This is a genomic window from Kitasatospora griseola (assembly GCF_014648555.1).
In the GTDB taxonomy this organism is placed as follows: Bacteria; Actinomycetota; Actinomycetes; order Streptomycetales; family Streptomycetaceae; genus Kitasatospora; species Kitasatospora griseola.
In genome coordinates, this window is the sequence record NZ_BMRI01000004.1 from 77,608 (window position 1) to 104,097 (window position 26,490).

At 74.7% G+C, this 26,490-nt stretch carries 30 protein-coding genes and 1 pseudogene; 19 read left to right on the forward strand and 12 right to left on the reverse strand.

Features of this window, described 5'->3' with window-relative positions; all coding sequences use genetic code 11:
- Positions 1 to 630 (forward strand): alpha-amylase family glycosyl hydrolase (locus tag IEZ12_RS37825; RefSeq protein ID WP_268250234.1); only part of this gene is annotated, 630 nt, incomplete at its 5' end.
- 4 nt (positions 631 to 634) lie between these two features.
- Here IEZ12_RS37825 and IEZ12_RS37830 read toward each other — a convergent pair.
- The gene (locus IEZ12_RS37830; protein ID WP_308431005.1) at positions 635 to 943 is read right to left on the reverse strand and encodes a helix-turn-helix domain-containing protein; all 309 of its coding nucleotides are present in this window, start codon (positions 941 to 943) and stop codon (positions 635 to 637) included.
- Between IEZ12_RS37830 and IEZ12_RS37835 the strand changes: the two genes are divergently transcribed.
- The 4 genes from IEZ12_RS37835 (at position 937) to IEZ12_RS06420 (ending at position 3,938) form a co-directional block, all read left to right on the forward strand.
- Entirely contained in the window at positions 937 to 1,374 is a 438-nt protein-coding gene (locus tag IEZ12_RS37835) for an MFS transporter (RefSeq protein ID WP_229847295.1), read from the forward strand. The genes IEZ12_RS37830 and IEZ12_RS37835 overlap by 7 nt on opposite strands.
- Positions 1,375 to 1,412: 38 nt before the next feature.
- On the forward strand, positions 1,413 to 2,336 hold the full coding sequence (hemC, locus tag IEZ12_RS06410; RefSeq protein ID WP_189271372.1) for a hydroxymethylbilane synthase: 924 nt from the start codon (positions 1,413 to 1,415) through the stop codon (positions 2,334 to 2,336).
- A 64-nt stretch (positions 2,337 to 2,400) separates the two neighbouring features.
- Entirely contained in the window at positions 2,401 to 3,141 is a 741-nt protein-coding gene (locus IEZ12_RS06415) for an SDR family NAD(P)-dependent oxidoreductase (protein ID WP_189271181.1), read from the forward strand.
- A 248-nt stretch (positions 3,142 to 3,389) separates the two neighbouring features.
- Positions 3,390 to 3,938 carry a GNAT family N-acetyltransferase gene (locus tag IEZ12_RS06420; RefSeq protein ID WP_189271182.1) on the forward strand — a complete coding sequence of 183 codons (549 nt, stop codon included), beginning with the start codon at positions 3,390 to 3,392 and terminating at the stop codon, positions 3,936 to 3,938.
- A 12-nt stretch (positions 3,939 to 3,950) separates the two neighbouring features.
- Here the strand turns inward: IEZ12_RS06420 and IEZ12_RS06425 are convergent, their stop codons facing one another.
- Complete coding sequence (locus tag IEZ12_RS06425) at positions 3,951 to 4,769, reverse strand: UbiA family prenyltransferase (protein WP_189271183.1); 819 nt, start codon at positions 4,767 to 4,769, stop codon at positions 3,951 to 3,953.
- 161 nt (positions 4,770 to 4,930) lie between these two features.
- Between IEZ12_RS06425 and IEZ12_RS06430 the strand changes: the two genes are divergently transcribed.
- The 4 genes from IEZ12_RS06430 to IEZ12_RS06445 all read left to right on the forward strand — a co-directional run bounded on the left by IEZ12_RS06430 (position 4,931) and on the right by IEZ12_RS06445 (position 9,262).
- Positions 4,931 to 6,562: a serine/threonine-protein kinase gene (locus tag IEZ12_RS06430; protein WP_189271184.1), complete on the forward strand. Its 1,632-nt coding sequence runs from the start codon at positions 4,931 to 4,933 to the stop codon at positions 6,560 to 6,562.
- An 83-nt stretch (positions 6,563 to 6,645) separates the two neighbouring features.
- Entirely contained in the window at positions 6,646 to 7,713 is a 1,068-nt protein-coding gene (locus tag IEZ12_RS06435; protein WP_189271185.1) for a type III polyketide synthase, read from the forward strand.
- A gap of 5 nt (positions 7,714 to 7,718) precedes the next feature.
- Entirely contained in the window at positions 7,719 to 8,237 is a 519-nt protein-coding gene (locus tag IEZ12_RS06440) for an isoprenylcysteine carboxyl methyltransferase family protein (RefSeq protein WP_189271373.1), read from the forward strand.
- On the forward strand, positions 8,234 to 9,262 hold the full coding sequence (locus IEZ12_RS06445) for an NAD(P)/FAD-dependent oxidoreductase (protein ID WP_189271374.1): 1,029 nt from the start codon (positions 8,234 to 8,236) through the stop codon (positions 9,260 to 9,262). Before IEZ12_RS06440 ends, IEZ12_RS06445 begins: the two co-directional genes overlap by 4 nt.
- Here the strand turns inward: IEZ12_RS06445 and IEZ12_RS39955 are convergent.
- Both IEZ12_RS39955 and IEZ12_RS40500 read right to left on the reverse strand, forming a co-directional pair.
- Positions 9,243 to 10,019 (reverse strand): cytochrome P450, encoded by a 777-nt coding sequence (locus IEZ12_RS39955; RefSeq protein WP_308431013.1) that lies wholly within the window; start codon positions 10,017 to 10,019, stop codon positions 9,243 to 9,245. The two genes, IEZ12_RS06445 and IEZ12_RS39955, sit on opposite strands and share 20 nt — an antisense overlap.
- 146 nt (positions 10,020 to 10,165) lie before the next feature.
- Positions 10,166 to 10,675, reverse strand: a pseudogene (locus tag IEZ12_RS40500) (cytochrome P450); the annotation flags it as partial.
- 107 nt (positions 10,676 to 10,782) lie between these two features.
- Here IEZ12_RS40500 and IEZ12_RS06460 point away from each other — a divergent pair.
- Positions 10,783 to 11,142, forward strand: coding sequence for an NUDIX hydrolase (locus IEZ12_RS06460; protein WP_189271188.1), 360 nt, complete (start codon positions 10,783 to 10,785; stop codon positions 11,140 to 11,142).
- Between the two features lie 103 nt (positions 11,143 to 11,245).
- Positions 11,246 to 11,488, forward strand: coding sequence for a hypothetical protein (locus tag IEZ12_RS06465; protein WP_043913109.1), 243 nt, complete (start codon positions 11,246 to 11,248; stop codon positions 11,486 to 11,488).
- Positions 11,489 to 11,511: 23 nt separating this feature from the next.
- Here the strand turns inward: IEZ12_RS06465 and IEZ12_RS06470 are convergent, their stop codons facing one another.
- On the reverse strand, positions 11,512 to 12,330 hold the full coding sequence (locus tag IEZ12_RS06470) for an ABC transporter permease (RefSeq protein WP_189271189.1): 819 nt from the start codon (positions 12,328 to 12,330) through the stop codon (positions 11,512 to 11,514).
- Complete coding sequence (locus IEZ12_RS06475) at positions 12,327 to 13,292, reverse strand: ATP-binding cassette domain-containing protein (RefSeq protein ID WP_189271190.1); 966 nt, start codon at positions 13,290 to 13,292, stop codon at positions 12,327 to 12,329. Before IEZ12_RS06475 ends, IEZ12_RS06470 begins: the two co-directional genes overlap by 4 nt.
- A 230-nt stretch (positions 13,293 to 13,522) precedes the next feature.
- Between IEZ12_RS06475 and IEZ12_RS06480 the strand changes: the two genes are divergently transcribed.
- The 5 genes from IEZ12_RS06480 (at position 13,523) to IEZ12_RS06500 (ending at position 19,282) form a co-directional block, all read left to right on the forward strand.
- Positions 13,523 to 14,776, forward strand: a complete 1,254-nt coding sequence (locus IEZ12_RS06480; protein WP_189271191.1) for a COG4315 family predicted lipoprotein — start codon at positions 13,523 to 13,525, stop codon at positions 14,774 to 14,776.
- Positions 14,777 to 14,792: 16 nt separating this feature from the next.
- Positions 14,793 to 15,317, forward strand: coding sequence for a DUF6529 family protein (locus IEZ12_RS06485; protein WP_229847296.1), 525 nt, complete (start codon positions 14,793 to 14,795; stop codon positions 15,315 to 15,317).
- A gap of 155 nt (positions 15,318 to 15,472) precedes the next feature.
- Positions 15,473 to 16,924 carry a catalase gene (locus tag IEZ12_RS06490; RefSeq protein WP_189271192.1) on the forward strand — a complete coding sequence of 484 codons (1,452 nt, stop codon included), beginning with the start codon at positions 15,473 to 15,475 and terminating at the stop codon, positions 16,922 to 16,924.
- A 123-nt stretch (positions 16,925 to 17,047) separates the two neighbouring features.
- Positions 17,048 to 18,067, forward strand: coding sequence for a phosphotransferase family protein (locus IEZ12_RS06495; RefSeq protein WP_189271193.1), 1,020 nt, complete (start codon positions 17,048 to 17,050; stop codon positions 18,065 to 18,067).
- Positions 18,068 to 18,070: 3 nt separating this feature from the next.
- Positions 18,071 to 19,282: an acyl-CoA dehydrogenase family protein gene (locus IEZ12_RS06500; protein WP_189271194.1), complete on the forward strand. Its 1,212-nt coding sequence runs from the start codon at positions 18,071 to 18,073 to the stop codon at positions 19,280 to 19,282.
- 45 nt (positions 19,283 to 19,327) lie between these two features.
- On the opposite strand, the gene IEZ12_RS06505 is transcribed toward IEZ12_RS06500, so the two are convergent.
- From IEZ12_RS06505 to IEZ12_RS06515, 3 genes are read right to left on the reverse strand one after another with little or no spacing between them, the layout of a single operon-like run.
- On the reverse strand, positions 19,328 to 20,296 hold the full coding sequence (locus tag IEZ12_RS06505; protein WP_189271195.1) for an NADPH:quinone oxidoreductase family protein: 969 nt from the start codon (positions 20,294 to 20,296) through the stop codon (positions 19,328 to 19,330).
- Positions 20,293 to 21,096, reverse strand: coding sequence for an SDR family oxidoreductase (locus IEZ12_RS06510; RefSeq protein ID WP_189271196.1), 804 nt, complete (start codon positions 21,094 to 21,096; stop codon positions 20,293 to 20,295). Before IEZ12_RS06510 ends, IEZ12_RS06505 begins: the two co-directional genes overlap by 4 nt.
- Complete coding sequence (locus IEZ12_RS06515; protein ID WP_189271197.1) at positions 21,093 to 21,848, reverse strand: SDR family oxidoreductase; 756 nt, start codon at positions 21,846 to 21,848, stop codon at positions 21,093 to 21,095. The genes IEZ12_RS06510 and IEZ12_RS06515 overlap by 4 nt, the downstream gene beginning before the upstream one ends.
- 168 nt (positions 21,849 to 22,016) lie before the next feature.
- On the opposite strand from IEZ12_RS06515, the gene IEZ12_RS06520 reads away from it, so the two are divergent.
- Complete coding sequence (locus IEZ12_RS06520; protein WP_189271198.1) at positions 22,017 to 22,643, forward strand: TetR/AcrR family transcriptional regulator; 627 nt, start codon at positions 22,017 to 22,019, stop codon at positions 22,641 to 22,643.
- Positions 22,644 to 22,723: 80 nt separating this feature from the next.
- Positions 22,724 to 23,497, forward strand: a complete 774-nt coding sequence (locus IEZ12_RS06525) for a hypothetical protein (RefSeq protein ID WP_189271199.1) — start codon at positions 22,724 to 22,726, stop codon at positions 23,495 to 23,497.
- A 110-nt stretch (positions 23,498 to 23,607) separates the two neighbouring features.
- On the opposite strand, the gene IEZ12_RS06530 is transcribed toward IEZ12_RS06525, so the two are convergent.
- The gene (locus IEZ12_RS06530; protein WP_043913127.1) at positions 23,608 to 24,381 is read right to left on the reverse strand and encodes a VOC family protein; all 774 of its coding nucleotides are present in this window, start codon (positions 24,379 to 24,381) and stop codon (positions 23,608 to 23,610) included.
- 347 nt (positions 24,382 to 24,728) lie between these two features.
- Between IEZ12_RS06530 and IEZ12_RS06535 the strand changes: the two genes are divergently transcribed.
- Entirely contained in the window at positions 24,729 to 25,934 is a 1,206-nt protein-coding gene (locus IEZ12_RS06535) for an NAD(P)/FAD-dependent oxidoreductase (RefSeq protein ID WP_189271200.1), read from the forward strand.
- A 29-nt stretch (positions 25,935 to 25,963) separates the two neighbouring features.
- Here the strand turns inward: IEZ12_RS06535 and IEZ12_RS06540 are convergent, their stop codons facing one another.
- Complete coding sequence (locus tag IEZ12_RS06540; RefSeq protein ID WP_100586822.1) at positions 25,964 to 26,209, reverse strand: DUF1876 domain-containing protein; 246 nt, start codon at positions 26,207 to 26,209, stop codon at positions 25,964 to 25,966.
- A 31-nt stretch (positions 26,210 to 26,240) separates the two neighbouring features.
- Positions 26,241 to 26,411: a hypothetical protein gene (locus tag IEZ12_RS06545; RefSeq protein WP_189271201.1), complete on the reverse strand. Its 171-nt coding sequence runs from the start codon at positions 26,409 to 26,411 to the stop codon at positions 26,241 to 26,243.
- Positions 26,412 to 26,490 lie beyond the last annotated feature (79 nt).

Here is a 26,490-nt window from a genome sequence, read left to right on the forward strand (position 1 = left end):
ATGGACGGCCGGGGCTTCGCCTCGCTGCCGACCGCGAACCACGACTACTCGCGGCTGGCCTGCGGCCCGCGCACCCGCGAGCAGTTGGCCGCGGCGTTCACCTTCCAGCTGACCTGGCCGACCACCCCGGCGATCTACTACGGCGACGAGATCGGCATGCGCTTCGTGCCGGGCCTGCCGGACACCGAGGGCAGCGTGCTGGGCCCGCGCTACAACCGGGCCGGCTGCCGCACCCCGATGCAGTGGGACGCGACGCCGGACGCCGGCTTCTCCTCCGCGCCCGCCGACCGCTTCTACCTGCCCCTGGACCCCTCCCCCGGCCGCCCGGACGTCGCCTCCCAGCGCGCCGACCAGTCGTCCCTGCTGCACCAGGTACGGCAGTTGATCGCGCTGCGCCGCGCCCACCCGGCGCTCGGCCCGGACGCGCCGGTCGAACTCCTGCACACCGGTTACCCGTTGGCGTACCTGCGCGGCGACCGCTGCCTGGTGGTGGTCAACCCGCGCCGCACGCCCGCGCACCTGCCGGTGGAGCGGGAGCTGCCGGGGCGGCTGCTGTTCGGCCGGGGCGTGTCGCTGACCCACTCGGCGCTGCACGCGGACGGCTTCGGGTACGCCGTCTTCGGCCGCTGACCGACTACCGCTCGCCGCAGAGCAGTTCGGCCGCCGCCGTGCGCAGGTGGAGCACGGTGCGGCCGGTGCGGTGGCGGGCGGCTAGGCCGGCGTCGTGCAGGGCGTGCAGGTGGTGCGAGACGGTGGGGGCGGACAGGCCGGTGCGGGCGGCGAGTTCGATGGTGGTGGCGGGGGCGGCGAGCAGCCGGGCGCGGGCCCGGCCGAGCACCCGGGCGAGACCGTCGGGGGTGGCGCCGGCGTCGGTCTCCCACAGCGTGGCGACGCCGCGCGGCGGGCAGACCAGGCCGGGCTGCCAGGGCGGGTTCGGTGTCACGGCTACTGGAGGGCGTCCGGCCGACCCGGGCGGTGGCCGCCGGTTCGGCGCTGAACGCGCTCGCCTTCGCCTGGTTCGCGGCGCTGCCCGGCGCGCCCGGCCCGCCGGTCGGCACCGGGTTGGTGGCCGCCATGCTGGTGTACAACCTGGCCGAGACGGTCGCCACGCCCGGCCGCGAGGAGCTGAGCGTGGCACTCGCCCATCCGGCGCGCCGCGGCCGCTGTCCGGCGGTCAACCAACTCTCCTGGAGCATCGGCCAGGCACTGGCTCCCGGCCTGTTGACCCTGCTGTTCGTCCACGGTCCGGCGTGGCCGTGGCTGTTCCTGCCGGCCGTTTCGCCGGCCGCCGTCCCCGCCTTCCTCCTCCTGGAGCGCCTCACTGCCCCCTTTTCCGACATTCCGTCGGAAACCGGAACGCCCATCAGGGTCTAGCATGCCGTCAGGGTGACGGACAGTAGCGGGAGTTGACGATGGTCGAACTGGTGGTGGGATCGCGGGCCAGCCGGCTGGCGCGGGCCCAGGTCCGGGAGTTCCTCGCGCCGGTCCGGGAGCGCTACCCGGACCTGGTGATCCGCCACCGGGTGATCCTGGAGGACGGCGACCTGGACCGGAAGGCCGCCCTGCGGGAGGTCTCGGAACGCGGCGGCGGCTCGGCGTTCTCCACCAACCAGGTCGCGGCGCTGCTGAACCGCGAGGTGGACGTCGTCGTCCACTCGCTCAAGGACCTGCCCACCGAGAACCCGGACGGCCTGACCCTGCTCCCGCCGCCGCCCCGCGCCGACGTCCGCGACGCGCTGTGCGGCGGAACGCTGAACGCCCTGCCGGCCGGCGCCCGGGTCGGCACCTCCGCCGCCCGCCGGATCGCCCAGCTCCTGCACGCCCGGCCCGATCTGCGCCCCGAACGGATCCGGGGCAACGTGCCGACCAGGCTCGCCCGGCTCCGGACCCTGGACGCCGTGGTGGTCGCCGCCGCGGGGCTGCACCGCATCGACCGGGCCGAGGAGATCGGCGAGCTCCTGCCCGTCGGGCTCTTCCCGCCCAGCCCCGGCCAGGGCGCGCTCGGCATCCAGGTCCGCGAGGACCACGCGCTGGCCCGCGAACTCCTCAACCACACCGGCGATCTGGACACCGACGCCGAGGTGCGCGCGGAACGCGCGATGCTCGCCGAACTGCACGGCGGCTGCTCCGTCCCGGTCGGCGCGTTCGCCACCACCACCGTCGGCGGCGTCCTCACCCTGCACGGCCAGGTCACCTCGGTGGACGGCGCCCGCCAGGTCGAGGCCCGGCTGTCCGGCAGCGCCGCCGCACCCGAGAAACTCGGCCTCGCGGTGGCCGGCCTGCTGCTCGACCAGGACGCCGACCGCATCCTGGCGGAGGCCCGCGCGCTCGCCTGACCCCGGCAACGCCGGGTCGGATTCCCGCCAGCGCCGACCCCGCGCCCCGACAAGTATCGATCACATGAACCGACTTGAAGGAAACGTCGCTCTGGTCACCGGCGGCAGCCGCGGCATCGGCGCGGCCGTCGCGCTCCGCCTGGCCGAGGAGGGCGCCGACGTCGCCCTGACCTACCGCGAGGGCGAAGCATCCGCACAGAAGATCGTCGAGCAGATCGAGGGACTGGGCCGCCGGGCGCTGGCCGTCCGGGCCGACAGCGCCGACGCCGCCGCGCTGGACGCCGCCGTGGAACGGACCGTCGGGACGCTCGGCCGGCTGGACGTCCTGGTGAACAACGCGGGCGTCTTCCTGGTCGGCCCGCTGGACCAGCTGGGCCCCGCCGAGATCGACGCCACGCTCGCCGTCAACGTCCGCGCCCCGTACCAGCTCGCCCGGGCCGCGTCCCGGCACATGACCGACGGCGGACGGATCATCAACATCGGCAGCAACATCGCCGAACGGGCCCCGTTCCCCGGCCTCGCCCTGTACGCGATGAGCAAGACCGCCCTGATCGGCCTCACCAAGGGCCTGGCCCGCGAACTCGGCCCGCGCGCCATCACCGTCAACCTCGTCCACCCCGGCCCCACCGACACCGACGCCAACCCCGCCGCCGGCCCGAACGCCGAAGCCATCGCCGGCCTCACCGCCCTCGGCCGCTACGCCGCCCCCGCAGAGATCGCCGCCACCGTCGCCCACCTGGCGGGCCCCGACGCCCGCTACCTCACCGGTTCGGTGATCTCCGTCGACGGCGGCTTCTCCGCCTGACCCTGCTGCACTCCGCCCCCGACCGGCCACCGGTGCCCCGCTGCCCACCGCGGCGGGGCACCGGGCCGCACTCCGGGCGGCTCAACCGCGCAGGGCCTCGGTGATCTGACGGGTGGTCTGGGCGGCCACCCGCAGGTTGACGGCGGCGTAGCAACAACCCCCGGCCTCGGCCGCCTCCGCGCGCCCATGACGAACCTGCGAAAAATAATCATCGACCCCGGCACCGCGCGCCTGATTAAAGTGGCGCAATGTTCGAAGGAAACCTGGTAAGCCTCCGTGCGCTGCGCGCCGAGGATGCGGCGCACCATCTCCGGTGGCGGAACGATCCGGAGGTGGTGCGGTGGGCGACGGCCGGTGATCCCGGTTTCGGGCCGGTGACGGCGGAGGCGGTGGCTCGCGGGTTCGAGACCATGCTGCGGCTGAACCCCCGGGAGTCGGCCGTGTTCACGATCGAGGAACTGGCGGGCGGGAGGGTGATCGGCATGGCCGACTACCGGGACCTGGACCCGTACGCGGGGGTGGCCACCCTGGGGGTGACCATCGGGGAGCGGGAGTTCTGGGGCCGGGGCCACGGCCGTGACGCGGTGCGGGTGCTCGTGAACCACCTGTTCGGTGCGTATCGGCTCGGTCGGCTGGAGCTGGACACCTGGAGCGGCAACGAGCGTGCGGTGCGGGCCTTCACGGGGCTGGGCTTCCAGGAGGAGGGCCGCCGCCGGTCGGCCGTCCTGCTGGAGGGGAAGCGCTACGACACCGTGCTCTTCGGGATGCTCCGCGAGGAGTGGGAGAGCTCCGTGTGACACAGCTCCCGCTCAGGAGCCGTTGCGCAGACCGCCGTTGAGCAGCAGCAGCCCCAGCGCGACCGCCGTGGCGGCGATGACCGCCAGGAACGGGAGGCGGCCGCGCGGGGCGAGCAGGGCGGCGAGGGCGGGCGGAGCGGTGACGGCGAGAACGGGCCAGCCGGGGGCGAGGAGGAGTGCGGCGGCGGTCGCGGCGAGGACGGCGGTCAGGGCCGAGGCGCGGGCGCCGGCGCGTTGGGGCAGGCCGCGGATGTTCGCGGCGCGGTCGGCGGCCAAGTCCGGCAGGACGTTGGCGAAGTGGGCAGCGACGCCGAGCAGCGCGCCCGCGCCGAGGACGGGTGCGGCGGGCCACGGCCGGCCCGGCAGCGCGAGGGTGACGAAGGCCGGCAGGAGCGCGAACGCCAGCGCGTAGGGCAGCCAGGACCACCAGGTGGCCTTCAGCCGTAGGTTGTACACCCAGCCGGCGGCCACCGCCACCAGGTGCACGGTCGCCGCCGCGACCCCGCACGCCGCCGACAGCAGCACGCAGCAGGCCACCGCCCAGCAGGTCGACGCGGCGACCCGACGGCCCGCCACCTCGCCGACGGCGAGCGGCTTGTCGGAACGCCCGGCCGCCTCGTCCCGCCGTCGGTCGATCAGGTCGTTGCTCCAGCCGATCGACAGCTGCCCGGCCGCGACCGCACCGCCGGTGAGCAGCGTCCCGACCGGTCCGCGCCCGGCCCCGACGGCCATCGCCGCGGCCAGCACGGTCACCGCCGCGGCGGGCACCGGGTGGCAGGCCCGCGCCAGTCCCTCGATCGGCCCCCGGGACGCCACTGCCGCATCGCTCACCCCGGCCACACTAGCCGCCTGCGGACCGGCGACGCGGGACCGTCGGAGGTGACGGCATGTCACACCTGCGGTGAAGAGGCCGAGTTGTCGAGTGCCGGAGCCCGCGTGCCGGACATATAGTCCCGGTTCCTGCTCACCGGCCGACCAGGGGGAATCCGACGGTGCTGGACCTCAATCTCACCGTTGATCTGCTGATCGTGCTGCTGCCGGCGCTGGTGGTGCGACTGCTGTCACTGCCGCTGCTGCGGCGCTCCCAGCGCACGATCCGGGCCCGGTCCGTGGCCGCCGTGACGGGGACCGCGCCGCCCGGGCTCGGGCCGGTGGTGGGCGACTTGGCGGTGTTCGTGGTGCTCGCGGGTGCGCTCGAAGCCCTGATGACCCTCATCATGAACACCGGCTTCGACGTGCTGCACAGCCCGGCGGTCTTCGTGAGCGACCGCGCGCTCGCGGTGGCGCTCCGGCTGACCCACGTCGGTCCGCAGCTCTGGCTGACGGGCTTCACGGCGGTGCTGGTGGCCGCACTGCTGCTGCTCACCCACCTGGTCGACCGGGCGCTGCTGACCGTCGGCATGCCGCCGGAGGTGGCTGCGGACGGGCGGCTCCGTCGGCGGGGTCTCGGCGCGCTCGGGCTGCTCGCCGTTCTCGCGGTGGTGGCGCTGCCGCTGGGCGTGGTGCTCGGTGCGGTGGTGTTCCAGGCGGTGGCGCTGATCACCGCCCGCCGGCACCCCGCACTGGCGCCCACCGCGCCGCTCGGTTCCCCGGCCGCAGCCTGGCCGACGCCCGCCCCGCCGGTCGCTCCGCCCTTCGCCCCGCCCTTCGCTCCGGTCACCGCCCCCGCGACGGCACTCGCCACCGCCCCGCCCCCGGCCGCCCCGCCCGTCGTTCCCCCGCCTCCGCCCGCCCAGGTGCCGAATCAGGCGTTGGGCGGGCACGAGCCGCGCAGCATCGGGGGCTACCAGTTGCTCGGCCGGATCGGTGCCGGCGGCATGGGGACGGTGTACCTGGCGCGTCGTGCGGGCGCGGCCACCCAGGTCGCGTTGAAGACCATCAACGTGGAGCTGCTGGACGATCCGGACCTGTTGCGCCGCTTCCAGCGGGAGTCCGAGGTGCTGGCAATGGTGCCGGGGGCGTACACCGCGCGGGTGCTGGACACCGGGGTGGACGCGGGCCGCCCGTTCCTGGCCATGGAGTTGCTGGACGGACGGCCGCTCGACGCCCACCTGCGGGAGAACGGGCCGGTGCGCTCCCCGGAGGCGCTGCGCGCGCTCGCCCTGGCGCTCGCGGTGGCGCTGTCGGGCGTCCACCGGCTCGGCCTGGTGCACCGCGATCTCAAGCCGTCGAACATCATGCTGACCTCGGCCGGGCCGCGGCTGCTCGACTTCGGCATCGCCGCCCTGGTGGACGGCACCCGGCTGACCATGACGGGCGCGGGGCCGGGCACGCTCACCTACATGGCGCCGGAGCAGTTCGGCGAGGAGCGGGTGGGCACGGCCGCCGACATCTGGGCGTGGGCGTGCTGTGTGGTGTGCGCCGCGCACGGGGCCAGTCCGTTCGCGGCCGCCAGCACCGGCGCGGTGATCCGCCGGATCGTCGACACCGGCCCGGACCGGGCCGCACTGGCCGCCGTCCACGCCCTGGACCCGGCGCTCGCCGCCGTGGTCGCCCACGCCCTCACCCCCGACCCGGCGGCCCGGCCGGGCGACGGCACCGCCCTACTCGCCCTGCTGACGGCTCGCCGACCCGCCGACGTCCGCGACGACATCACCCGCGGCTGGAGCACCCTGCGCCTCTGACGGCATCCCCCGGCGTCGGCGCAGACGCGCCGGGCGCGGGAGGATTGCCCGGTTCGGGTGGGTTCGGTCCCTATCCTGGATCGGTGACGCGGATCGCGGCAGTGTGCGGGGTCCTTCCGCCCCATCGGTACCGGCAGGGCGAGTTGGCCGCCGGGCTGGCCGTGCTGCGCGGCGGGTCGGGGGACGAACGGGCCCTGTCGGAGCGGTTCTTCGCCGGCGCGGGGGTGGAGTCCCGGCGACTGGCGTTCCCGTTGGAGCGCTACGGCGGGTTCGACGGGTTCGGGCAGGCGAACGACGCCTGGCTGGAGGCCGCGTCCGAACTCGCCCTCCGGGCCGCCGAGTCGGTGCTGGCCGCGGCCGGGATGGCCGCCGAGCAGGTCGATGCAGTGGTCACCACCACCGTCACCGGCATCGCGGTGCCCTCGCTGGAGGCACGGATCGCGTCCCGGCTCGGCCTGCGCGAGGACGTGCGCCGGGTGCCGCTGTTCGGCCTGGGGTGCGCGGGCGGCGCCGGCGGACTGGCCGTCGTCGACGACTTGTTGACAGGGCGTCACAGCGCTGGCGCGGCTCTGCTGCTGGCCACCGAGCTGTGCTCGCTGACCCTGCAGCGGACGGACACCTCGGCCGCGAACCTGCTGGCCACCGCACTGTTCGGGGACGGCGCGGGCGCGCTGCTCGCGGTCGGCGACGAGCATCCGGCGGCGACGGCGGCAGCCGGGCCGACGGTGGTGGCGACCCGGAGTCGGCTGTATCCGGGGACGGAACGGCTGCTCGGCTGGCAGGTCGGCGACTCCGGGTTCGGCATTCTGCTGGGGCCCGAACTGCCGGAGCTGGTACGGCTGCACGTGGGCGAGGAGGTGGCGTCGTTCCTGGCGGCGCACGATCTGAAGCCGGGCGACGTGGGCAGTTGGGTGTGCCATCCGGGCGGGCCGCGGGTGTTGGAGGTGCTGGGTGAGGAACTCGGACTGTCGGAAGGCGCGTTGGCGCCGAGCCGGGAGTCGCTGGCGCGCTGCGGCAACCTGTCCTCGGCGTCGGTGCTGCACATCCTGCGCGACGTGATCGACCAAGGTCCGCCGCCGCCCGGCTCGTTCGGGCTGGTGCTCGCCCTCGGTCCGGGCTTCGCCTCCGAACTCGTCCTGCTGCGCTGGTGATCGACGTGGCCGCCTACACCGTGCTGATCGCGCTGGTCGCCATCGAGCGACTGGCGGAGCTGCTGGTCGCCCGCCGGAACGCCGCCTGGAGCCTGGCCCGGGGCGGGGTGGAGTACGGGCGGGGGCACTATCCGCCGATGGTGGCCCTGCACACGGGGCTGCTGGTGGGCTTGCTGCTGGAAGTCCGGTGGGCGGAGCGGCCGTTCCTGCCTGGCCTGGGGTGGCCGATGCTGGTGCTGGCGCTCGCCGCGCAGGGGCTGCGCTGGTGGTGCATCGGGGTGCTGGGACCGCGCTGGAACACCCGGGTGATCGTGGTACCGGGGCTGCCGCTGGTCGCCGGCGGTCCGTACCGGTGGCTTCGGCACCCCAACTACCTGGCGGTGGCAGTGGAGGGCTTCGCGCTGCCGCTGGTGCACACGGCGTGGGTCACGGCGCTCGGCTTCACCGTGCTCAACTCCCTTCTGCTGGCCACCCGGCTGCGCTGCGAGGAGGCGGCGCTGACGCTGTGCCGGGCCGCCGCGTGATCGACCTGCTGGTGATCGGCGGCGGCCCGGCCGGGTTGGCCACCGCGATCCACGCCGCCCGCGCGGGGCTGTCCACCACCGTGCTGGAGCCGCGCCCGACGCCGGTCGACAAGGCCTGCGGCGAGGGCCTGATGCCGGGCGCGGTACGGGCGTTGGCCCGGCTCGGCGTCGCGGTCGAGGGGCGGCCGTTCCACGGCATCCGCTACCTGGAGGCCGACGGCTCGCGCGCCGCCGAGGCCCGCTTCCGCACCGGCCACGGCCTGGGCGTGCGCCGCACCGTCCTGCACGCGGCGCTCGCGGCCAGCGCCGAGCAGTCGGGGGTCCGGCGCACCACCGGCCGCGCGGAGGGTCTCACCATCACCGAACAGGCCGTCACAGTAGGAGATTTGACCGCTCGGCACCTGGTCGCCGCCGACGGCCTGCACTCCCCCGTGCGCCGCGCGCTCGGACTGCACCGGCCGACCGACGCCCGCCGGCCGGCCCGGTACGGGCAGCGGCGGCACTTCGCGGTGCGGCCGTGGAGCGACCTGGTGGAGGTGTACTGGTCGCGGCATGCGGAGGCGTACGTCACGCCGGTGTCCGAGGGGACGGTCGGGGTGGCGGTGCTCGGCTCGCAGCGTCTGCCGTTCGATCGGCAACTCGACCAGTTCCCAGCCCTGTTGGCGCGGATCGGCGGCGCGGCGGCCGGGCCGGTCCGCGGCGCCGGTCCGCTGCGGCAGCACGCCGGTGCGCGGGTGCACGGTCGGGTGCTGCTGGTCGGGGACGCCGCCGGCTACCTGGACGCCCTCACCGGCGAGGGGATCGCGATCGCCCTGGCCTCCGCCGAGGCGGCCGTCCACTGCCTGACCGCCGACCGGCCCGCCGGGTACGAACGCGCCTGGCGGCGCGCCACCCGGCCCTACCGGCTGCTCACCACGGCGCTCCTGACCGCCCGCCACCATCCCCTGGTCGGGCCGAGGATCGTCCGACTGGCGGCCGTGGCACCGCCGTTGTTCCGGAGCGGCGTCAACCTGCTGGCCCGTTGATCCGATCGGTCGGCGTCATCGGCTGCGGGCCCGGCGACAGCACCAGTCTGGGCTGCGGCCGCACCGGCCCCTCGGCGGCGGGGCGGAGCCGCCAGCGGCCGGCGATGGTGGCCAGGGCCAGGGTGGCCTCGACGGTGCCGAAGCGGTCGCCCGGGCAGCGGGTGGCACCGAGGCCGAACGGCAGGTAGGCGTCCCGGTGGACGGCGCCGGGGGCGAAGCGGTCGGGGTCGAAGCGGGTGGGGTCGGGGAACAGCTCGGGGCGGCGCTGGAGCAGGTACAGGCAGCAGACCACCAACGCACCGGCGGGCAGCCGGGCGCCGCCGAGTTCGAGCGGGCGGGTGGTGGTGCGGCTGACCGCCCAGGCGGGCGGGTAGAGCCGCAGGGCCTCGCTCACCACCTGGGCGGTGTAGGGGAGTTGGGCGAGGTGCTGCCAGCGGGCGGGTTCGCCGGCCGGGCCGGCGTCCAGCTCGGCGTGCAACTTCCGCTCCACTTCGGGGTGTTCGGCGACCAGGCGGAGCGACCAGGCCAGCGCGGAGGAGGTGGTCTCGGCCCCGGCCAGCACCAAGGTGGCGACCTGGTCGGCGAGTTCGCGCTCCGCCAACGGGCGTCCGTCCTCGTCGCGGGCGGCCAGCAGCAGCGACAGCACGTCCCCGTGGTCGACGCCGCGGGCCCGGTAGTCGGCGATGATGGCGGCCACCCCGGCGTGCCAGGCCCGCAGCGCCCGGCGGTACTCGCGGCGGGCGGGGGTGGGCAGCAGGTCGGCGGCGGGGGCAGCACGACCCGCAGGTACAGGCCGCGCAGCAGCACGTCCAGCGCGTGGCGCAGCCGTTCGCCGGCCTCGGCGGCCAGACCGGCCGAGAACAGGGTGCGGACGGCGACGGCGGTGGTGAGGGTGAAGGCCTCACGGGTGACGTCGACGGTCCGCCCGGCCCGCCAACGGGCGGTGAGCGCGGCCGTTTCGGCCGTCATCGCCTCGGCGTAGCGCGGCAACAGGGCCTGCCGGAAGGCGGGTTGGACGATCCGGCGGAGCCGCTGGTGGTCGGCGTGCGGGCAGGAGGCGAGGCCGTTGCCGAGGAAGGTGCGGATCTTCGCGTAGAGCGGGCCGGTGCGGTCGAAGTCGGCCCGGTCGGTGAGCACCCGCCGGATCAACTCCGGTGCGCCGACCAGGTACAGCTCGCGCGGGCCGACCCGGACCCGGACCAGGTCGCCGTGCGCGGGCAGGGTGTCGAGGAAGGCGAGCGGGCGGGCGAGCATGGCCGGGAGGTGGCCCAGCAGCGGGAGGCCGCCGGGGGCGGTGGCGGGGTGCACGGGCCCTCGATTCGGTGACGGGGCGCGAATGGCGCACACGGGGGACGCGACTGGCGCACACGATACGTCACCGTTCGACCACGATGTGCAACAATCGTGCCGCATCCGGGTGGTGATGATGCGTCAGGCACGACTCTCGCCTCCGGCCCGGTGCCGGCTGCGGCCCCGGCCCAGCGACAGACGGGATGCCTGTGCCCTCCACTCCCGCACCGATGGATGCCCCCACCACCGCCCGGTCCGGCCCCGGCGCCGTCCGGCGCCGCCTCACCGCCACGGTGCACGTCGACCCGGTCGGCCGGGTGTTGCTGTACCGGCGCACCGGATCGACCCCCGTCCACCCCGGCCACTACGACGTCCTGGCGGGCGCGGCACGCCAATGCCTGCACCCGACCGTCCAGTTGGCGAGCGGCTTCCTGGTGGTGCGCCGACTGCTGACGGACCGCCCGCCGGCGCCGGACCCGGCCGAGGTCGACTGGTGCGGTTTCGTCCCGCCCGCCGAGCTGCTGGCCGGCCGCTACCACCCGCTGGCGCCGGGCGGTCTGGACGTGCTGCGCCGCCTGTTCGCCGGCTGAGCCCGCTCGCCGCCGCACCGTCCGCGACGGGCTGCACACGCTCCGCCGCCACCTCGTGACCTGCACCGATGCCGGTCCGCCCGGGGCGCGCGACACTGGGGGTATGAGCGAGACCGGAGACATATTCCACCCGCCGGTGGTGGTCCGCCCGCCGACCCGCGGGGCGCGGCCGTACCGGCGGGTGGAGATCTACGGACGGACGGTGGGGCGGGCCACCTCGGCGGAGGACGTGGCGGAGTTCGTCCGCCGCGCGGGCGTGGACGAACCGGACCTGGACGACCCCGAGCTGGTCGCCTGGCGCGGCGGCGACCGCACCGTGTGGGCGCAGCCCGAGCAGGCGACCTGACGTCGGTCCGATCGTTCGGTCGCTCAGACCGCCCTGCGGTACAGCCAGACGCCGAGCGGCGCGAACGCCGCGACGATGCCGACGTCCCAGGCGAGGGCCTGCCAGACCTGTGAGCCGACCGGCGTGCCCAGCATCAGGGCGCGGACCGCGTTGGCGGTGATGGTCACAGGCTGGTGGTTGGCGAACACCTGGAGCCAGCCGGGCATGGTCGAGGTCGGGACGAACGCGGACGACGCGAAGACCAGCGGGGCCAGCACCGGGAAGGCCGCGGCGGTCGCGGTCTCCGGGTCGCCGACGGCCAGTCCGACCACGGCGAACACCCAGGACATCGCGAAGCCGAACGCCACCACCAGCAGCGCCCCGGCCAGGAACCCCCAGACGTCGCTGTGCACCCGGAAGCCGACCAGGAAGCCGACGCCGCTGATCAGCGCCACCACGAACACGTTCCGGACCAGGTCGGCGGCCGTCCGCCCGGAGAGCACCGCGGAGCGGGCCATCGGCAGCGACCGGAACCGCTCCATCAGGCCGGTCTGCAGGTCGGTGGCCAGGCCGATCGCGGTGTTGACCGCGCCGAAGACGACCACCTGCACGAACACGCCCGGCATCAGGTAGTCGACGTAGCTCACCCCGTGCAGGGCCGCGCCGACCACGCCGCCGAACACGTAGCGGAACAGCAGCACGAACACGACCGGCTGCACCGTGGAGAAGATCAGCAGCCGGGGCACCCGGCGCAGCGCGATCAGGTTGCGCCCGCAGACGGCCAGGCCGTCCCGGACGGGGGCCAGCAGGCGTCCGGACAGGCCGGGCGCGGGGGCGAGGTCGGTAACGGTGACGGCGGTCATTTCGGGCCTCCGGAGGTGCGGTGGCCGGTGAGGGCGAGGTAGACGTCGTCCAGGCTGGATTCGCGGACGGCGATGGTGCGCGGGGTGAGCTGTTCGGACTCCAGCGCGTGCAGGACGTCCATCAGCAGCAGTGACCCGTCCGGGCTGGGCAGGCGCAGCAGGGCGCCGTCGCGTTCGGAGGCGTGTTGGAGCTTGTCGGCGATCAGGGCGGCGGCTCGGACGGCGCGCGGGTCCTCGCCCATGCCGAGTTCCAGCACGGTGGTGCCGAGGCGGGCCTTGAGGGCGTGCGGGGTGTCGTCGGCGACCACCCGGCCCTCGGCGAGGACGGCGACCCGGTGGGCGAGCCGGTCGGCCTCCTCCAGGTACTGGGTGGTGAGCAGCACGGTGGTGCCGTCGGCGACGAGTTCCCGGATGAGTTCCCAGAGCGCGGTGCGGCTCTGCGGGTCGAGTCCGGTGGTGGGTTCGTCGAGGAACAGCACGGGTGGTTCGGGGACCAGGGCGGCGGCGACGTCGAGCCGGCGGCGCATGCCGCCGGAGAAGGTGCGGACGGGCCGGTCGGCGGCCCGGGTCAGATCGAACCGGGCCAGCAGGTCGGCGGCGCGCGGGGATCTCCGGCCGCGGGGCAGTTGGGTGAGCCGGCCGATCAGGCGGAGGTTCTCACGGGCTGTCAGGTTCGGGTCGACGGCGGCGTACTGGCCGGCCAGTCCGATCATCCGGCGCACCGCGCCCGGGTGGGCGACCACGTCGGTGCCGAGCACCTCGGCCCGGCCGCTGGTGGGCTGGATGATGGTGGTGAGGATGCGGATGGCGGTGGTCTTGCCCGCCCCGTTCGGCCCGAGCAGTCCGAAGACGCTGCCGGGCGGCACTTCGAAGTCGACGTCGTCGAGGGCCACGAGGTCCTTGAATCGCTTGCCGAGCTTCCGGACCCGGATCGCCGGTGCGGTGCTGTGCTGGGTGGTCATGGGCGCCCCCTCGGGCGTGGTCGTACCTCTCCAGTGTCCGCCCGTCCGGGTGGGCCGCGCAGAGCGGCTGCCGGGCGGGCGGCGTCGACGGGCGGCGGGCGCGGGCGGTGGGCCGTCCAGGGCAACGGGGTACCCCCTGGTGCGGACCGGGCCCGCTCTGGGGTGGCCGGGCGGCGGGCGGCGGGGATGGATGGTGACCAGCCCCCGCCGCTCCGGCCCCAGGAGTCGTGATGCCCCGTACCTGCCGTGTCGCCACCGCAGTGCTGTCCCTGTCCGTGTTCGCGGCCGCGGGTTGCGGCGCGGATCCCGCCCCGAGCGCCCCGCCGGCCACCGGGTCCGCGCCGGCGGCGGCCGCGCCGGCCGCCGCCGCGAGCCCGTCGGGAGGGCCGGCGTTCGCCACCTCGGTGGGCGTCACGGTGGGGCTGGCGAGCGTGGGCAGTCTCGGCCCGATCCTGGTGGACGCGCAGGGCCACGCCCTGTACCTGTACGGCGCGGACAAGTCGGTGCACGGCAGCTGCCTGGACGAGTGCGCGAAGTCCTGGCCGCCGGTGACCACGCCGGGCTTCCCGCTGGCCGGGCCGGGCGTGGACGACGGGCTGCTGGGCGCGGCGGCGCTCGCCGACGGGACGGCGCAGGTGCTGTACAAGGGCCACCCGCTGTACCGGTACACGGGCGACCGCGGGCCGGGCCAGGCCACCGGGCACACGGTGGCGGACCCGCACGGCACCTTCTACGCGGTGACCTCGCTGGGCGACCCGGTGGGCGTGGACATCGCGACGCTGCGCGGGACCGGAGGCGCGCCGTCGGGCCTGCCTTCGGGTGCGGCGTCGGCGAGCGCGAGCGCGAGCGCGAGCGCCGGCGCGACGGACCCGGCGGCCACGGGTGCGACCGGGCTCCCGTCCGCGCCGGCCACGTCCACCGTCCCGGCGGTGCCCTCCACTCCCGTGGTCCCTTACGTGCCGCCGGCCCCGACCGCGCCCGCAGAGGTGCAGCCGCCCCGCGACACCGGGACGGACCCGGACCCGGGCGCGGGCTCCGGCGGGAATCCGGCCGACCCGGCTACGGATGCGGGTTCGAGCGCAGGTTCGGGCTCGGGTTCGGGTTCGGGCTCGGGTACGGGCTCGGATACGGATACGGGTTCGGGTACGGGTACGGGTACGGGCCCGGATACGGGTTCGGGTACGGGCGCAGGCTCGGGCTCGGGAACGAGCGCGGAAAGTGCGGGCGATCCGGGCACCGGCACGAGCGCGGACACCGGCACGAGCACGGGCGCGGACACCGGCACGAGCACGAGCACGAGCACCAGCGCGGACACCAGCACGAGCACCAGCACGGACACCAGCACGGACACCAGCACGAGCACGGACACCAGCACGAGCACCAGCACCAGCACGGACACCAGCACCAGCACCAGCACCAGCACGGACACCAGCACCAGCACCAGCACCAGCACCAGCACCGACGACGGCGCGCAGGACGGCTGAGGTGCGGCGCGCGGATGTGTCCTGGCCGACCGTGCTCGCGGTGCTGGCGCCGGTGGCGGTCGTCGCGGGGCTGTTCTGGTTCGGGCGGGTGCACACGCCCGAACCGGGCCGCAGCCTGTTCGGCGCGGCCGGGGTGGACGCGCTGCGGCTGAAGTCGCGGCTCGGGTCGGCGCTGTTCGGCCTGGCGCTGGTGCAGGTGCTGCTGGCGCTGTGGATGTACCGGGGCGGCCACTGGGCGCCCCGGGTGCGGATCTGGCACCGGGTGGGCGGGGCGGCGGCGTTCGCGCTGTCGCTGCCGATCGCCCAGCACTGCCTGCTGGCGTACGGGGTGCGGTTCACCGACGCGCGGGTGGCGGTGCACTCGGTGTCGGGGTGCTTCCTGTACGGGGCGTTCGCGGCGAAGGTGCTGCTGGTCCAGCACGGGCGACTGCCGGGCTGGGCGCTTCCGGCGGCCGGCGGGGCGCTGTTCTGCGCGATCGGGCTGCTGTGGTGGTCGGCGGCACTGTGGTTCCTGAACGGGTACTCCGCGCCCGGTTTCTGACGCTACATCACTTCTGGCGCGAACGGAGTGCCGGCCGGCGGGCTGCGGTTGTGGGCGGCCGGGGCCGGTGTTCGAGTGGTAGGAAGTCGCGGTGGACGACCCTCGCCGCCGCGCGGCTACGGCGCCCGGCGGGTGCCCGAGGAGGAGTTCTCCCGATGTCCCAGCACGTCCCGTTCACCACGAACAACGCGGGTGTCCCGGTCGAGAGCGACGAGCATTCGCTGACGGCGGGCCCGGTCGGCCCGATCCTGCTGCACGACCACTACCTGATCGAGAAGATGGCCCAGTTCAACCGGGAGCGGGTGCCGGAGCGGGTGGTGCACGCGAAGGGCAGCGGCGCGTACGGCACCTTCGAGGTGACCCAGGACATCAGCCGGTTCACCAGGGCGGACCTGTTCCAGCCGGGCAAACGCTGCGACATGCTGGCCCGGTTCTCCACGGTGGCGGGCGAGCTGGGCTCGCCGGACACCTGGCGCGACCCGCGCGGCTTCGCGCTGAAGTTCTACACCGAGCAGGGCAACTACGACCTGGTCGGCAACAACACGCCGGTGTTCTTCGTCCGCGACCCGAGCAAGTTCCAGGACTTCATCCGCTCGCAGAAGCGCCGCCCGGACAACGGCCTGCGCGACCACGACATGCAGTGGGACTTCTGGACGCTCTCCCCGGAGTCCGCGCACCAGGTGACCTGGCTGATGGGCGACCGGGGCATCCCGAAGAACTGGCGGCACATGGACGGCTTCTCCTCGCACACCTACAGCTGGGTGAACGCGGCCGGCGAGCGGTTCTGGGTGAAGTACCACTTCAGGACCGACCAGGGCAACGACTTCCTGACCCAGGCGGAGGCGGACCGGCTGGCCGGCGCGGACGGCGACGTCCACCGGCGGGACCTGTTCGAGGCGATCGAGGGGGGCGACTTCCCGTCCTGGACGCTGCACGTCCAGGTGATGCCGTTCGACGAGGCGTGGGACTACCGGTTCAACCCGTTCGACCTGACCAAGGTGTGGCCGCACGGCGACTACCCGCTGATCGAGGTCGGCCGGTTCACCCTGAACCGCAACCCGGAGGACCACTTCGTCCACATCGAGCAGGCCGCGTTCGAGCCGTCCAACCTGGTGCCGGGCGTCGGCGTCTCCCCGGACAAGATGCTGCTGGGCCGGATCTTCTCCTACCCGGACACCCACCGGCACCGGATCGGCCCGAACTACGCGCAGCTGCCGCCGAACCGCTCGCACGTGCCGGTGCACTCGTACAGCAAGGACGGCCCGATGCGGTTCGACGCCGCCCGCACCGCCCGCCCGTACGCGCCCAACTCGTACGGCGGGCCGGCCGCCGACCCGGAGCTGTGGGGCGCGCCGCTGGGGTGGGACGTGGCCGGGAAGATGGTCCGCGAGGCGTACCCGCTGCACCGGGAGGACGACGACTGGGGGCAGGCCGGGACGCTGGTGCGCGAGGTGCTGGACGACGCGGCGCGCGGCCGGCTGGTCGCCAACATCGCCGGGCACCTGCAGGACGGCGTCTCCGCGCCGGTGCTGGAACGCGCTCTCCAGTACTGGCGCAACGTGGACCGTTCGCTCGGCGACCGGGTGTCCGCCGCCGTCGCCCGCTGACCCTCCTCCGCCGCCCGCCCGGCTTCCCCTGCCCGGCGGGCGGTGCTCGTTGACAACTCGGGCCCTCGGGGCAATCCTAAGCAAGCGCTTAGTCAGCCCACGTTCCCCTGCGAGGTGCCCCCGATGACCACCGCCGCTCCGCCCGGACTCGACCTGGAGAGGCTGCGCGCCCACCTGGACGTCGCGCTGCCCTCCCCCACCGCCGGACCGCTGACGGCCCGCCGGTTCGAGGGCGGCCGGTCGAACCTGACCTACCTGGTCGAGGACGGCGCCTCCCGCTGGGTGCTGCGCCGGCCCCCGCTCGGGCACGTGCTGGCCACGGCGCACGACATGACCCGCGAGTACCGGGTGCTGGCCGCGCTGGCCCCGACCGCGGTGCCGGTGCCGGACCCGGTGCTGCTGGTCGAGGACGAGGCGGTGATCGGCGCGCCGTTCTACCTGATGGAGTACGTCGAAGGCGTCGCCCACCGGGACGCCGGGACGCTGGCGGCGCTCGGCGAGCAGCGGGTGCACGGCCTCGGCGAGCGGCTGGTGGACACCCTGGTCGCCCTGCACGCACTGGACCCGGTCGCGGTCGGCCTGGCCGGGTTCGGTCGCCCCGAAGGCTTCCTGGAGCGCCAACTGCGGCGCTGGGGCAAGCAGTTGGACGCCTCCCGGAGCCGCGAGGTGCCGGGCGTCGACGAGCTGCACCGGCGGCTGGCGGACACCCTGCCCGACTCCCCCGCCCCCGCGCTGGTGCACGGCGACTACCGCCTGGACAACGTGCTGGTCGGCCCGGACGACCGGATCACCGCGGTGCTGGACTGGGAGATGTCCACCGTCGGCGACCCGCTCACCGACCTGGGCCTGCTGGTGATGTACACCGAACTGGCCCGCCGCTTCGACGGCGTGCTGCCCGGCGCCGCGCTCGCCCCCGGCTTCCCCGAAACCGACGAACTGGTGCGCCGCTACGCCGAGTCGTCCGGCCGGGACCTCTCCGGCCTGGGCTGGTACGTGGGCTTCGCCTCGTTCAAGCTGGCGGTGGTGCTGGAGGGCATCCACTTCCGCTGGACCCAGGGCGGCACGGTCGGCGCCGGGTTCGACCGGGTCGGCGAACTGGTGCCGCTCTTCGTGGAGTTCGGACGCACGTCGGTGGAGGGCTGAGCAATGGACTTCGGATACGACGCCAGGACGGTCCACCTGCTGGGTGAACTCGGCGCGTTCATGGACGAGTTCGTCTACCCGGCGGAGGAGGTGCTGGCCGCGCAGCTGGAGGACCCGAAGCGCGAGCCGTGGACGATCCCGCCAATCGTCGGCGAGTTGCGGGCGGCGGCGAAGGCCCGCGGCCTCTGGAATCTGTTCTTGCCCGGCGAGCACGGGGCCGGCCTGACCAACGTCCAGTACGCGCCGCTCGCCGAACTCACCGGCCGCTCCGTCCTGTTGGCCCCGGCCGCGGTCAACTGCGCGGCCCCCGACACCGGCAACATGGAACTGCTCGCCCAGTTCGGCTCCGCCGAGCAGCGCGAGCGGTGGCTGCGGCCGCTGCTGGACGGGGAGATCCGCTCGGCGTTCGCGATGACCGAGCCGGACGTCGCCTCCTCGGACGCCACCAACATCACCACCCGGATCGAGCGGGACGGCGACGAGTACGTCGTCAACGGCCGCAAGTGGTACATCACCGGGGCGATGAACCCGAACTGCCGGCTCCTCATCGTGATGGGCAAGACCGACCCGGACGCCGACGTGCACCGCCAGCAGTCGATGATCCTGGTGCCGCGCGACACCCCGGGCGTCCATGTCCTGCGCGGCATGCGGGTGTTCGGCTACGAGGACGCCGACCACGGCGGGCACGCCGAGATCCTCTTCGAGGACGTCCGGGTCCCGGCGGCCAACCTGCTCGGCGAGGAGGGCTCCGGCTTCGCCATCGCCCAGGCCCGGCTCGGCCCGGGGCGGATCCACCACTGCATGCGGGCCATCGGCATCGCCGAACGGGCCCTGGAACTGACCTGCCGCCGGGTCGACTCGCGGGTGGCGTTCGGTCGCCCGCTGGCCGACCAGGGCGTGGTGCAGGACTGGATCGCCGAGGCCCGGGTGCGGATCGAGCAGGCCCGGCTGCTGGTGCTGAAGACCGCCTGGCTGATGGACACCGTCGGCAACCGGGGCGCCCACACCGAGATCCAGGCCATCAAGATCGCCGTCCCGTCCACCGTCGAGTGGATCCTCGACAAGGCCGTCCAGGCGCACGGCGCGGCCGGCGTCAGCCAGGACACCGTCCTCGCCCAACTCTGGTCCGGCAACCGCACCTTGCGCCTGGCCGACGGGCCGGACGAGGTCCACCGGCGCTCGCTGGCGCGGCGGGAGCTGAAGAAGTACCGCTGAGCACGCGGGAAGGGGCGGCCCGCTCGGGCCGCCCCTTCCCGGCAGTCACGGCAGGACGACGATCCGGCCGGTGCTGGCGCCGGTGGCGACCCGGTGGACGGCGTCGGCGGCGCCGGGCAGCGGAACGCGGTCGGAGATCAGCGGGCGGACCACCCCGTCGGCGGCCAGGGCGGTCAGCGCCTCGTGGCAGTCCCGGACGGCCCCCGGGTCCTTGGCCACGTACAGGCCCCAATGCAGGCCCAGCACCGAGTAGTTCTTCACCAGGGCGTGGCCCAGCTGCGGGGCGGGGATCTCGCCGGAGGCGAAGCCGACCACCACGACGCGGCCCTCGAAGGCGATGCACTTGGTGGAGCCGGTGTAGGCGCTGCCGCCGACCGGGTCGAAGACCACGTCGGCGCCGCGGCCCCCGGTGGCGGCCCCGACCGCGGCCACGAAGTCCTCGGACTTCCGGTCGACCACCAGGTCGGCGCCCAGCTTCCGTGCCACGTCGGCCTTTTCGGCGCCTCCGACCACGGCGATCACGAACGCCCCGGCGGCCTTGCCGAGTTGCACGGCCGCGCTGCCGACGCCGCCGGCCGCGGCGTGCACCAGCAGCGTCTCGCCGGACGCCAGGCGGGCCCGGCGGTGCAGCGCGAACCAGGCAGTCTGGTAGGCGATCAGCAGGGCGGCCGCCTCGGCGTCGTCCAGGCTGTCGGGGGCGGGCAGTGCGCCGGCGGCGTCCATCAGCGCGTACTCGGCGAACGCCCCGGCGGGCAGCGCGGCGGTGCCGATCAGGCGTTCACCGGCGCGCGGGCCCTCGACCACCTCGCCGCAGAGCTCCACGCCCGGCGTGTACGGCAGCGGCGGGCGCACCTGGTAGCGGCCCGCCGCCATCAGCGCGTCCGGGAAGTTGACGGCCGCGGCCCGGACCCGGACCAGCAGCTGCCCCTCGCCAGGGACGGGGCGGTCGGCGTCCTCCACGAGCTTCATCACGTCCAGCGGGGCGCCGAGTTCGGCGATCTGCCAGGCTCTCATCGGGTCTCCTGTCGGGCCTCGATCTGCCGCTGGAGCCGGTTCATTCCGTGCAGCCAGCGGTCGGGGGTGGTGGCGCGGGCCGCGTAGTAGTCGGCGACCTCCGGGTGCGGCAGGATCAGGAACTCGCCCGCCGCCATGCCGCGCAGGGCGGCCTCGGCCACCTCGGCGGGCTCGATCGCGGTGGGCGCGAGCAGCACCTGCCCGTGCTCGCCGGTGTCGTCCAGCATCCTGGTCCGCACGCCCTGCGGGCACAGCGCGTGCACCTGGACGCCGCGGTGCCGGTACGTCGCGGACAGCCACTCGGCGTAGGCCAGCGCGCCGTGCTTGGTGACGGCGTACGGGGCGGAGCCGAGCATGGTGAGCAGCCCGGCGGCGGAGACGGTGGCCAGGAACCGGCCGCTGCCGCGCTCCAGCCAGTCGGGGAGCAGCAGTTCGCTCGCCCGGACGTGGCCGAGCACGTTGACCTGCCAGGCCCGTTCCCAGGCGTCCGGCGGGGCGTCGGGGCCGCCGGTGGTGGCGACGCCCGCGTTGGCGCAGTACAGGTCGACGGCGCCGAGGTGGGCGCGGGCGGCGCCGATCAGTGCGGCGACGCCCTCGGCACTCGCGGCGTCGCCGGGGACGGCGTGCGCGCCGAGTTCGGCGGCGACGGCGTGCGCGGCGTCCGGGTCGAGGTCGTTGACCACGACCCGGGCGCCGGCCCCGGTCAGCGCCCGGGCGAGGGCCGCGCCGATGCCGTGGCCGGCGCCGGTGACGACCGCGCCGGTGCCGGCCGCGTCGAAGGCGGGTCGGCCGTCCGTCACAGCCCGCCGCCGAGGGTGACGCCGCCGTCCACCACCAGGGTCTGGCCGGTGATCCAGCCGGCGTCCTCGGAGAGCAGGAAGGCGACCGCACCCGACACGTCCTCGGGCAGGCCGAGGCGGCCGAGCGGGTAGGCGCGGGCGACCTTCTCCTCGCGGCCCTCGAACAGGGCTTCGGCGAAGCGGGTCTTGACCACGCCGGGGGCGACCGCGTTGACCCGGATGTCGGGGCCGAGTTCGGAGGCGAGTTCCATGGTGAGCCGCATCAGCGCGGCCTTGGAGACGCCGTACATGCCGATGCCGTTGGAGGCGCGGATGCCCGCGATGGAGGCCACGTTGACCACCGCGCCGCCGTGCTCGGCCATCCAGGCGGCGTGCGCGCGGCGGGTCCAGGCCAGCGGGGCGAGCACGTTGACGGCGAGGATCTTCGCGGCGGCGGCCGGGTCGGTGTCCAGGATCGGGCCGTAGATCGGGTTGATGCCGGTGTTGTTGACCAGCAGGTCGAACCGGCCGAAGGTCTCCATCACCCGGGTGACGGTCTCCTCCTGGTGCGCGGCGTCGTCGGACTTGCCGGCCACCGCCAACGCGTGGTCGGGGCCGCCGAGTTCGCGCACCGCCTCGTCCAGGGTCTGCTGCGTGCGGGCGGTGATGCAGACCTTGGCGCCGCGCTGCACCAGTTCGCGCGCGATGCCGAGGCCGATGCCGCGGCTCGCTCCGGTGACCACCGCCACCTTGCCCTTGAACGACACTGTCATCGCCGTACCTCTCGGATGTGCTGCCAGGGATGGTTCCGCTTGCCTCGCGCCGCCGCCACCCCGCGTCGAGGGAATGACTAAGCGCTTGCTTAGCATCTTGGCGGCGGGCGACACTGTCAACAGCCCACCCGCCCGGACCGGCCCGAACCGTCTGCGAGGATTGCCCCCATGAACGACCCAGCGACCGCCGCACTGTGGCCCGGGGAGCGCACCGAGGCAGCGCGGCGGCTGCTGCTGGCCGCCGTGGACTCCTTCGCCCGCCGCGGCTACCACGCCACCACCACCCGGGACATCGCCACCGCCGCCGGCATGAGCCCCGCCGCGCTGTACATCCACTACCCCTCCAAGGCAGCCCTGCTCGCCGAGATCTCCCGCACCGGCCACCGGGCGACGCTGGACCTGGTGGAGCAGGCCGAGGCCTCCGCCACCGACCCGGTCGCGCAGATGCGCACCCTGGCCGAGTCGTTCACCACCTGGCACGCCCGCGGCCACACGGTCGGACGGATCGTCAACCACGAGCTGCACGCGCTGCCCGAGGAGGACTTCGCGGCCGTCGCCGAGCTGCGCATCCGGATCGAGGAGACGGTGCTGCGGATCATCGCGCGCGGGGTGGCGGAAAACGTTTTCCAGGTGCCCGACCAGCGGACCGCGGCACGCGCCGTCACCTCGCTGGGCATCGACGTCTCGCGCTGGTACACCGAGCGCAGCAGCGAGTCCCCGGAGGAACTGGGCCGCCGCTACGGGCAGCTGGTGCTGCGCATGCTGGGCGCGCCGGCCGCCGCGATCGACGGCTGAGCCCCCGCCGCACGCCCGCTGGACGCTCGACCTCCGATTGACTTAGGTTAGCCTCACCTAAGTCAATCAGGAGGCTCTCCGTGCTGCCCCAGCCCGCCCGCCGTTCGCCCTCCCCCGCCGCCGCCGAACGGGCCCGCACCCTGCTGGAGTTCGGCTCCTCCGCCGTCCTGGACATCCGCGGCGCCGACCTCACCGCCCGCCCCGGCCTGCCCCCGCAGGTCCGCTGCACGCTGCGGCCGGACGGCTCGGTGGCCGTCCTGGTCGGCCGCGAGTCCGCCCTGCACCGGATCGCCGCCCTCGCCCGCACCCCCCTCAGCGCCGAACTCGACTGCGTGGACGTCGCCCCCGTCGCCGTGCCGCACCGCATCCGCGGCCGACTCCAGGCACAGGGCCTGCTCACCCGCGCCCCCGGCGAGACCCCGCCCACCGGCGAGGGCGTGCTGCTCCGCCTGGACATCGACCACCTGGCGCTGGACGACCTCTGGGGCGCCGAGTGCTGCCTCGACCCGGCCGAGCTGGCCGCCGCCGACGCCGACCCGGTCGCCGCCGAGGAGACCCGGCTGCTCCAGCACCTGGCCACCGCCCACACCGACCAGCTGCTGCTGCTCGGCGCCCGGGCCCTGGACCGCCCCGACGGCCCGCCGTTCCCCGCCGGGCGCCTCCGCGACGTCCGCCCGATCGCCCTCGACCGCCGCGGCCTGCGCCTGCGCCTGCTCGGCGCCGACCCCGCCGCCGTGCTCGACGCCCGCTTCGACTTCCACCACCCCGTCGACCACCCCGACGGCCTCCCCGAAGCCATGCACCGCCTGTTCGCCCACGCCACCGCGCCCGCCACCCGCGTCACCGACCGCTGAACGCGCTCGGGCAGCCGGATGGAAGGCGCCCCCGCAAGGGCGGTGTGCGGACGCGCCCGGCCCGGCCGTCCGCTGCGGGTTCGTCCGGACCGGCGCCTGGTCCCCCGCCGTCAGCGAGGTGCGGTCAGGATCGAGAACCGCCCGCCCTCGGGGTCGGCGAGGCGGGCGACGCGACCGTACGGGGAGTCGGCGGGGCCGTCGAGGACGCGGCCGCCGAGGGCGGTGGCGCGGTGGGCGGTGGCGTCGGTGTCGGCGACCGCGAAGAACACCTCCCAGTGCGGGGCGAGGTCGTGGGCGAGCCGGAGGGCGGCCACGCTGTGGCCCCCGGAGCGCAGCACGACGCGTTCGTCCTCGTAGCGGACCTCGAACTCCGACGGGTCGCGGCCGTCCCAGCGGAACACCTCGCCGTAGAACAGCGCGGCGGCGAACGGGTCGGCGGTGCGCAGCTCGATCCAGGCGGGCGCGCCGGGGGCGGTCATCCAGGTGTCCTCGCCGGGCTCGCCCTCCCAGATGCCGAAGGTCGCCCCGAACGGGTCGGCGGCCAGCGCCACCCGGCCCGCGTCGAACGCCAGCGGGCCGACCGCGAGCGTGCCGCCGCGCTCGCGGACGCCGTCGGCGGCGCGGTCGGCGCTCTCGATCCCGAAGTAGGTGGTCCAGGCGACCGGGCGTTCCCAGGCGGCGTCCAACTGGCTGAGTCCGGCGACCTCGACGCCGTCGACCGTGGCCCGCACGTACGGGCCCCAGCGGTCCGGTCCCGGGACGAACTCCCAACCCAGCAGCGGCCCGTAGAACCCCTGCGCGGCGTCCATGTCACGGACCGTCAGCCCCGCCCAGCACGGCACCGCCGGCACGCACCGCACCGTGGCCGTCCGCTCCACCACCATCCCTCGGACTCCCTTCACCACCACCCCGACCGCCCGGCCGGACCCGCGACCCAGCCTAGGCCGACCCCCCACCCGAACCCCGTTCCGCCTCGCGGACGAACCCCCACGACCTGCGACTCCCCCGCGCCCGGCCGAACCGCGGCCACCACCGGCGCGGGTCCCCCTGCCGGGAGTGGAGCGATGCCGTGGTCCGGAAGCCCAATCGCTCTATCGCCCCCTCAATTCACTCCCCTCCTGCCGACTCCCCACCCCAGCCCAACCGCGGCCACCACCGGCGCGGGTCCCCCTGCCGAAGGCGTCGCGGTGCCATGGTCTGGGGGAGTCGGACGGCGGGAAGGAGATTGGGCATGGATACCGGAATCGTGGTTGTCGGGGCGAGTCTGGCCGGGGCGAAGGCAGCCGAGGCGCTGCGCGCGGAGGGCTATGCGGGGCCGATCACCCTGGTCGGGGACGAGCACGAGCGGCCGTACGAGCGGCCGCCGCTCTCCAAGGGGTACCTGCTCGGGAAGGAGGAGCGGGAGAAGATCTACGTCCATCCGGCCGGCTGGTACGAGGAGCACGGGGTCACGCTCCGGCTGGGCGTCGCGGCCACCGCGATCGACCCGGCCGCGCACACCGTCGCGCTGGCGGGCGGCGACCGGCTGCCGTACTCGAAGCTGCTGCTGGCCACCGGATCCTCGCCGCGCCGGCTGCCCGTGCCGGGCGGGGACGGGGAGTTCGTGCAGACCTTGCGGCGGGTCGGCGACAGCGAGCGGCTGCGGGCGGCGTTCCGGCCCGGGGCCCGGGTGGTGATCGTCGGGGCGGGCTGGATCGGACTGGAGGCGGCGGCCGCGGCCCGCACGGCCGGGGCGGAGGTGACGGTGCTGGAGGCCGCCGAGCTGCCACTGCTGCGCGTGCTGGGCCGGGAGGTCGCGCAGGTCTTCACGGACCTGCACCGCGCGCACGGCGTGGACCTGCGGTTCGGTGCCAAGGTCGAGGAACTGAAGCCGGACGGCGTGCGGCTGGGCGACGGCAGCACGGTGCCCGCCGACGTGCTGCTGGTGGGTGTCGGCATCAGCCCGAACACGGCGCTCGCCGAGCACGCCGGGCTGACCGTCGAGAACGGCGTCCGCACGGACCAGCACCTGGCGACCTCGCACCCCGACGTCTTCGCGGCGGGCGACGTGGCAAACGCTTTCCATCCGCTGTTCGGAAAGCCGATCCGGGTCGAGCACTGGGCGAACGCGCTCAACCAGCCGGCCGTCGCCGCGGCGGCGATGCTCGGCAAGGACGCCGTGTACGACCGGGTGCCGTACTTCTTCACCGACCAGTACGACCTGGGCATGGAGTACACCGGCTACGCGGAGCCCGGCGGCTACGACCGGGTGGTGTTCCGCGGGGATGTCGCGGGGCGGGAGTTCGTCGCGTTCTGGCTGTCCGGCGGCAAGGTGCTGGCCGGCATGAACGTCAACGTCTGGGACGTGACCGACCCGATCCGTGAACTGGTCCGCTCCGGGCGCGGTGTGGACCCGGAGCGGTTGGCGGACCCGGCGGTGCCGTTGAACGAGATCTGACGCCCCGCCAGGTCGGCTGTCCGGGCGGGTCAGTCGGGCTGCCCGACCTCCTTGTGGGCCTTGGTGAGCAGTTGCATGGCGAGGTCGTTGAGGGCGCGGGCCCCGGCGACCTCCTCGCCGACCCGCAGTTGCGGGCTGTCGGAGTGGTGGCGGGTGGAGTAGCCGTGCGCGCGCAACTCCGATCCGTCACTGAGGCGGACCATGGCGGCGGCTCTGGTGCGGTTGCCGTCCTCCTGGAACTCCATTTCGATGTGCCATCCGACCAGTGTCTTCATGGCCACCACCTCCCGGGTGGGTACTGGGTGTTCAGCTGCCTTCCGGCTGGTTCGCCGCAGTGGCTCGGTCGCCGGTGGCCGGTTCGCAGTCCTCGCGGCCGGTCTCGGTGTGCACCACCCGGATCGGGTGGTGCGGGTCGTCGATGTGGATGACCTGCTGCGGCTGGCCGCAGCGCGGGCAGAGCAGGGGAATCGGGTGCATCTCGGCCGTCCACGCGCCCCGCGGCGGGTCACTCCCGGGCCCGCGTGGCCTCCTCACTCCCCAGTGTGCCGCGCCGGGG

What these genes read in the sequence shown, in the direction of transcription:
- IEZ12_RS06480 (WP_189271191.1), top strand. Translation starts at nt 13,523, where the DNA reads ATGCCCCGTACCTGCCGTGTCGCCACCGCAGTGCTGTCCCTGTCCGTG.
- IEZ12_RS06545 (WP_189271201.1), bottom strand. Translation starts at nt 26,411, where the DNA reads ATGCACCCGATTCCCCTGCTCTGCCCGCGCTGCGGCCAGCCGCAGCAG.
- IEZ12_RS06495 (WP_189271193.1), top strand. Translation starts at nt 17,048, where the DNA reads ATGACCACCGCCGCTCCGCCCGGACTCGACCTGGAGAGGCTGCGCGCC.
- IEZ12_RS06540 (WP_100586822.1), bottom strand. Translation starts at nt 26,209, where the DNA reads ATGAAGACACTGGTCGGATGGCACATCGAAATGGAGTTCCAGGAGGAC.
- IEZ12_RS06500 (WP_189271194.1), top strand. Translation starts at nt 18,071, where the DNA reads ATGGACTTCGGATACGACGCCAGGACGGTCCACCTGCTGGGTGAACTC.
- IEZ12_RS06530 (WP_043913127.1), bottom strand. Translation starts at nt 24,381, where the DNA reads ATGGTGGTGGAGCGGACGGCCACGGTGCGGTGCGTGCCGGCGGTGCCG.
- IEZ12_RS06415 (WP_189271181.1), top strand. Translation starts at nt 2,401, where the DNA reads ATGAACCGACTTGAAGGAAACGTCGCTCTGGTCACCGGCGGCAGCCGC.
- IEZ12_RS06475 (WP_189271190.1), bottom strand. Translation starts at nt 13,292, where the DNA reads ATGACCACCCAGCACAGCACCGCACCGGCGATCCGGGTCCGGAAGCTC.
- hemC (WP_189271372.1), top strand. Translation starts at nt 1,413, where the DNA reads ATGGTCGAACTGGTGGTGGGATCGCGGGCCAGCCGGCTGGCGCGGGCC.
- IEZ12_RS06515 (WP_189271197.1), bottom strand. Translation starts at nt 21,848, where the DNA reads ATGACAGTGTCGTTCAAGGGCAAGGTGGCGGTGGTCACCGGAGCGAGC.
- IEZ12_RS06470 (WP_189271189.1), bottom strand. Translation starts at nt 12,330, where the DNA reads ATGACCGCCGTCACCGTTACCGACCTCGCCCCCGCGCCCGGCCTGTCC.
- IEZ12_RS06535 (WP_189271200.1), top strand. Translation starts at nt 24,729, where the DNA reads ATGGATACCGGAATCGTGGTTGTCGGGGCGAGTCTGGCCGGGGCGAAG.
- IEZ12_RS06420 (WP_189271182.1), top strand. Translation starts at nt 3,390, where the DNA reads ATGTTCGAAGGAAACCTGGTAAGCCTCCGTGCGCTGCGCGCCGAGGAT.
- IEZ12_RS06465 (WP_043913109.1), top strand. Translation starts at nt 11,246, where the DNA reads ATGAGCGAGACCGGAGACATATTCCACCCGCCGGTGGTGGTCCGCCCG.
- IEZ12_RS06520 (WP_189271198.1), top strand. Translation starts at nt 22,017, where the DNA reads ATGAACGACCCAGCGACCGCCGCACTGTGGCCCGGGGAGCGCACCGAG.
- IEZ12_RS06505 (WP_189271195.1), bottom strand. Translation starts at nt 20,296, where the DNA reads ATGAGAGCCTGGCAGATCGCCGAACTCGGCGCCCCGCTGGACGTGATG.
- IEZ12_RS06490 (WP_189271192.1), top strand. Translation starts at nt 15,473, where the DNA reads ATGTCCCAGCACGTCCCGTTCACCACGAACAACGCGGGTGTCCCGGTC.
- IEZ12_RS06460 (WP_189271188.1), top strand. Translation starts at nt 10,783, where the DNA reads ATGGATGCCCCCACCACCGCCCGGTCCGGCCCCGGCGCCGTCCGGCGC.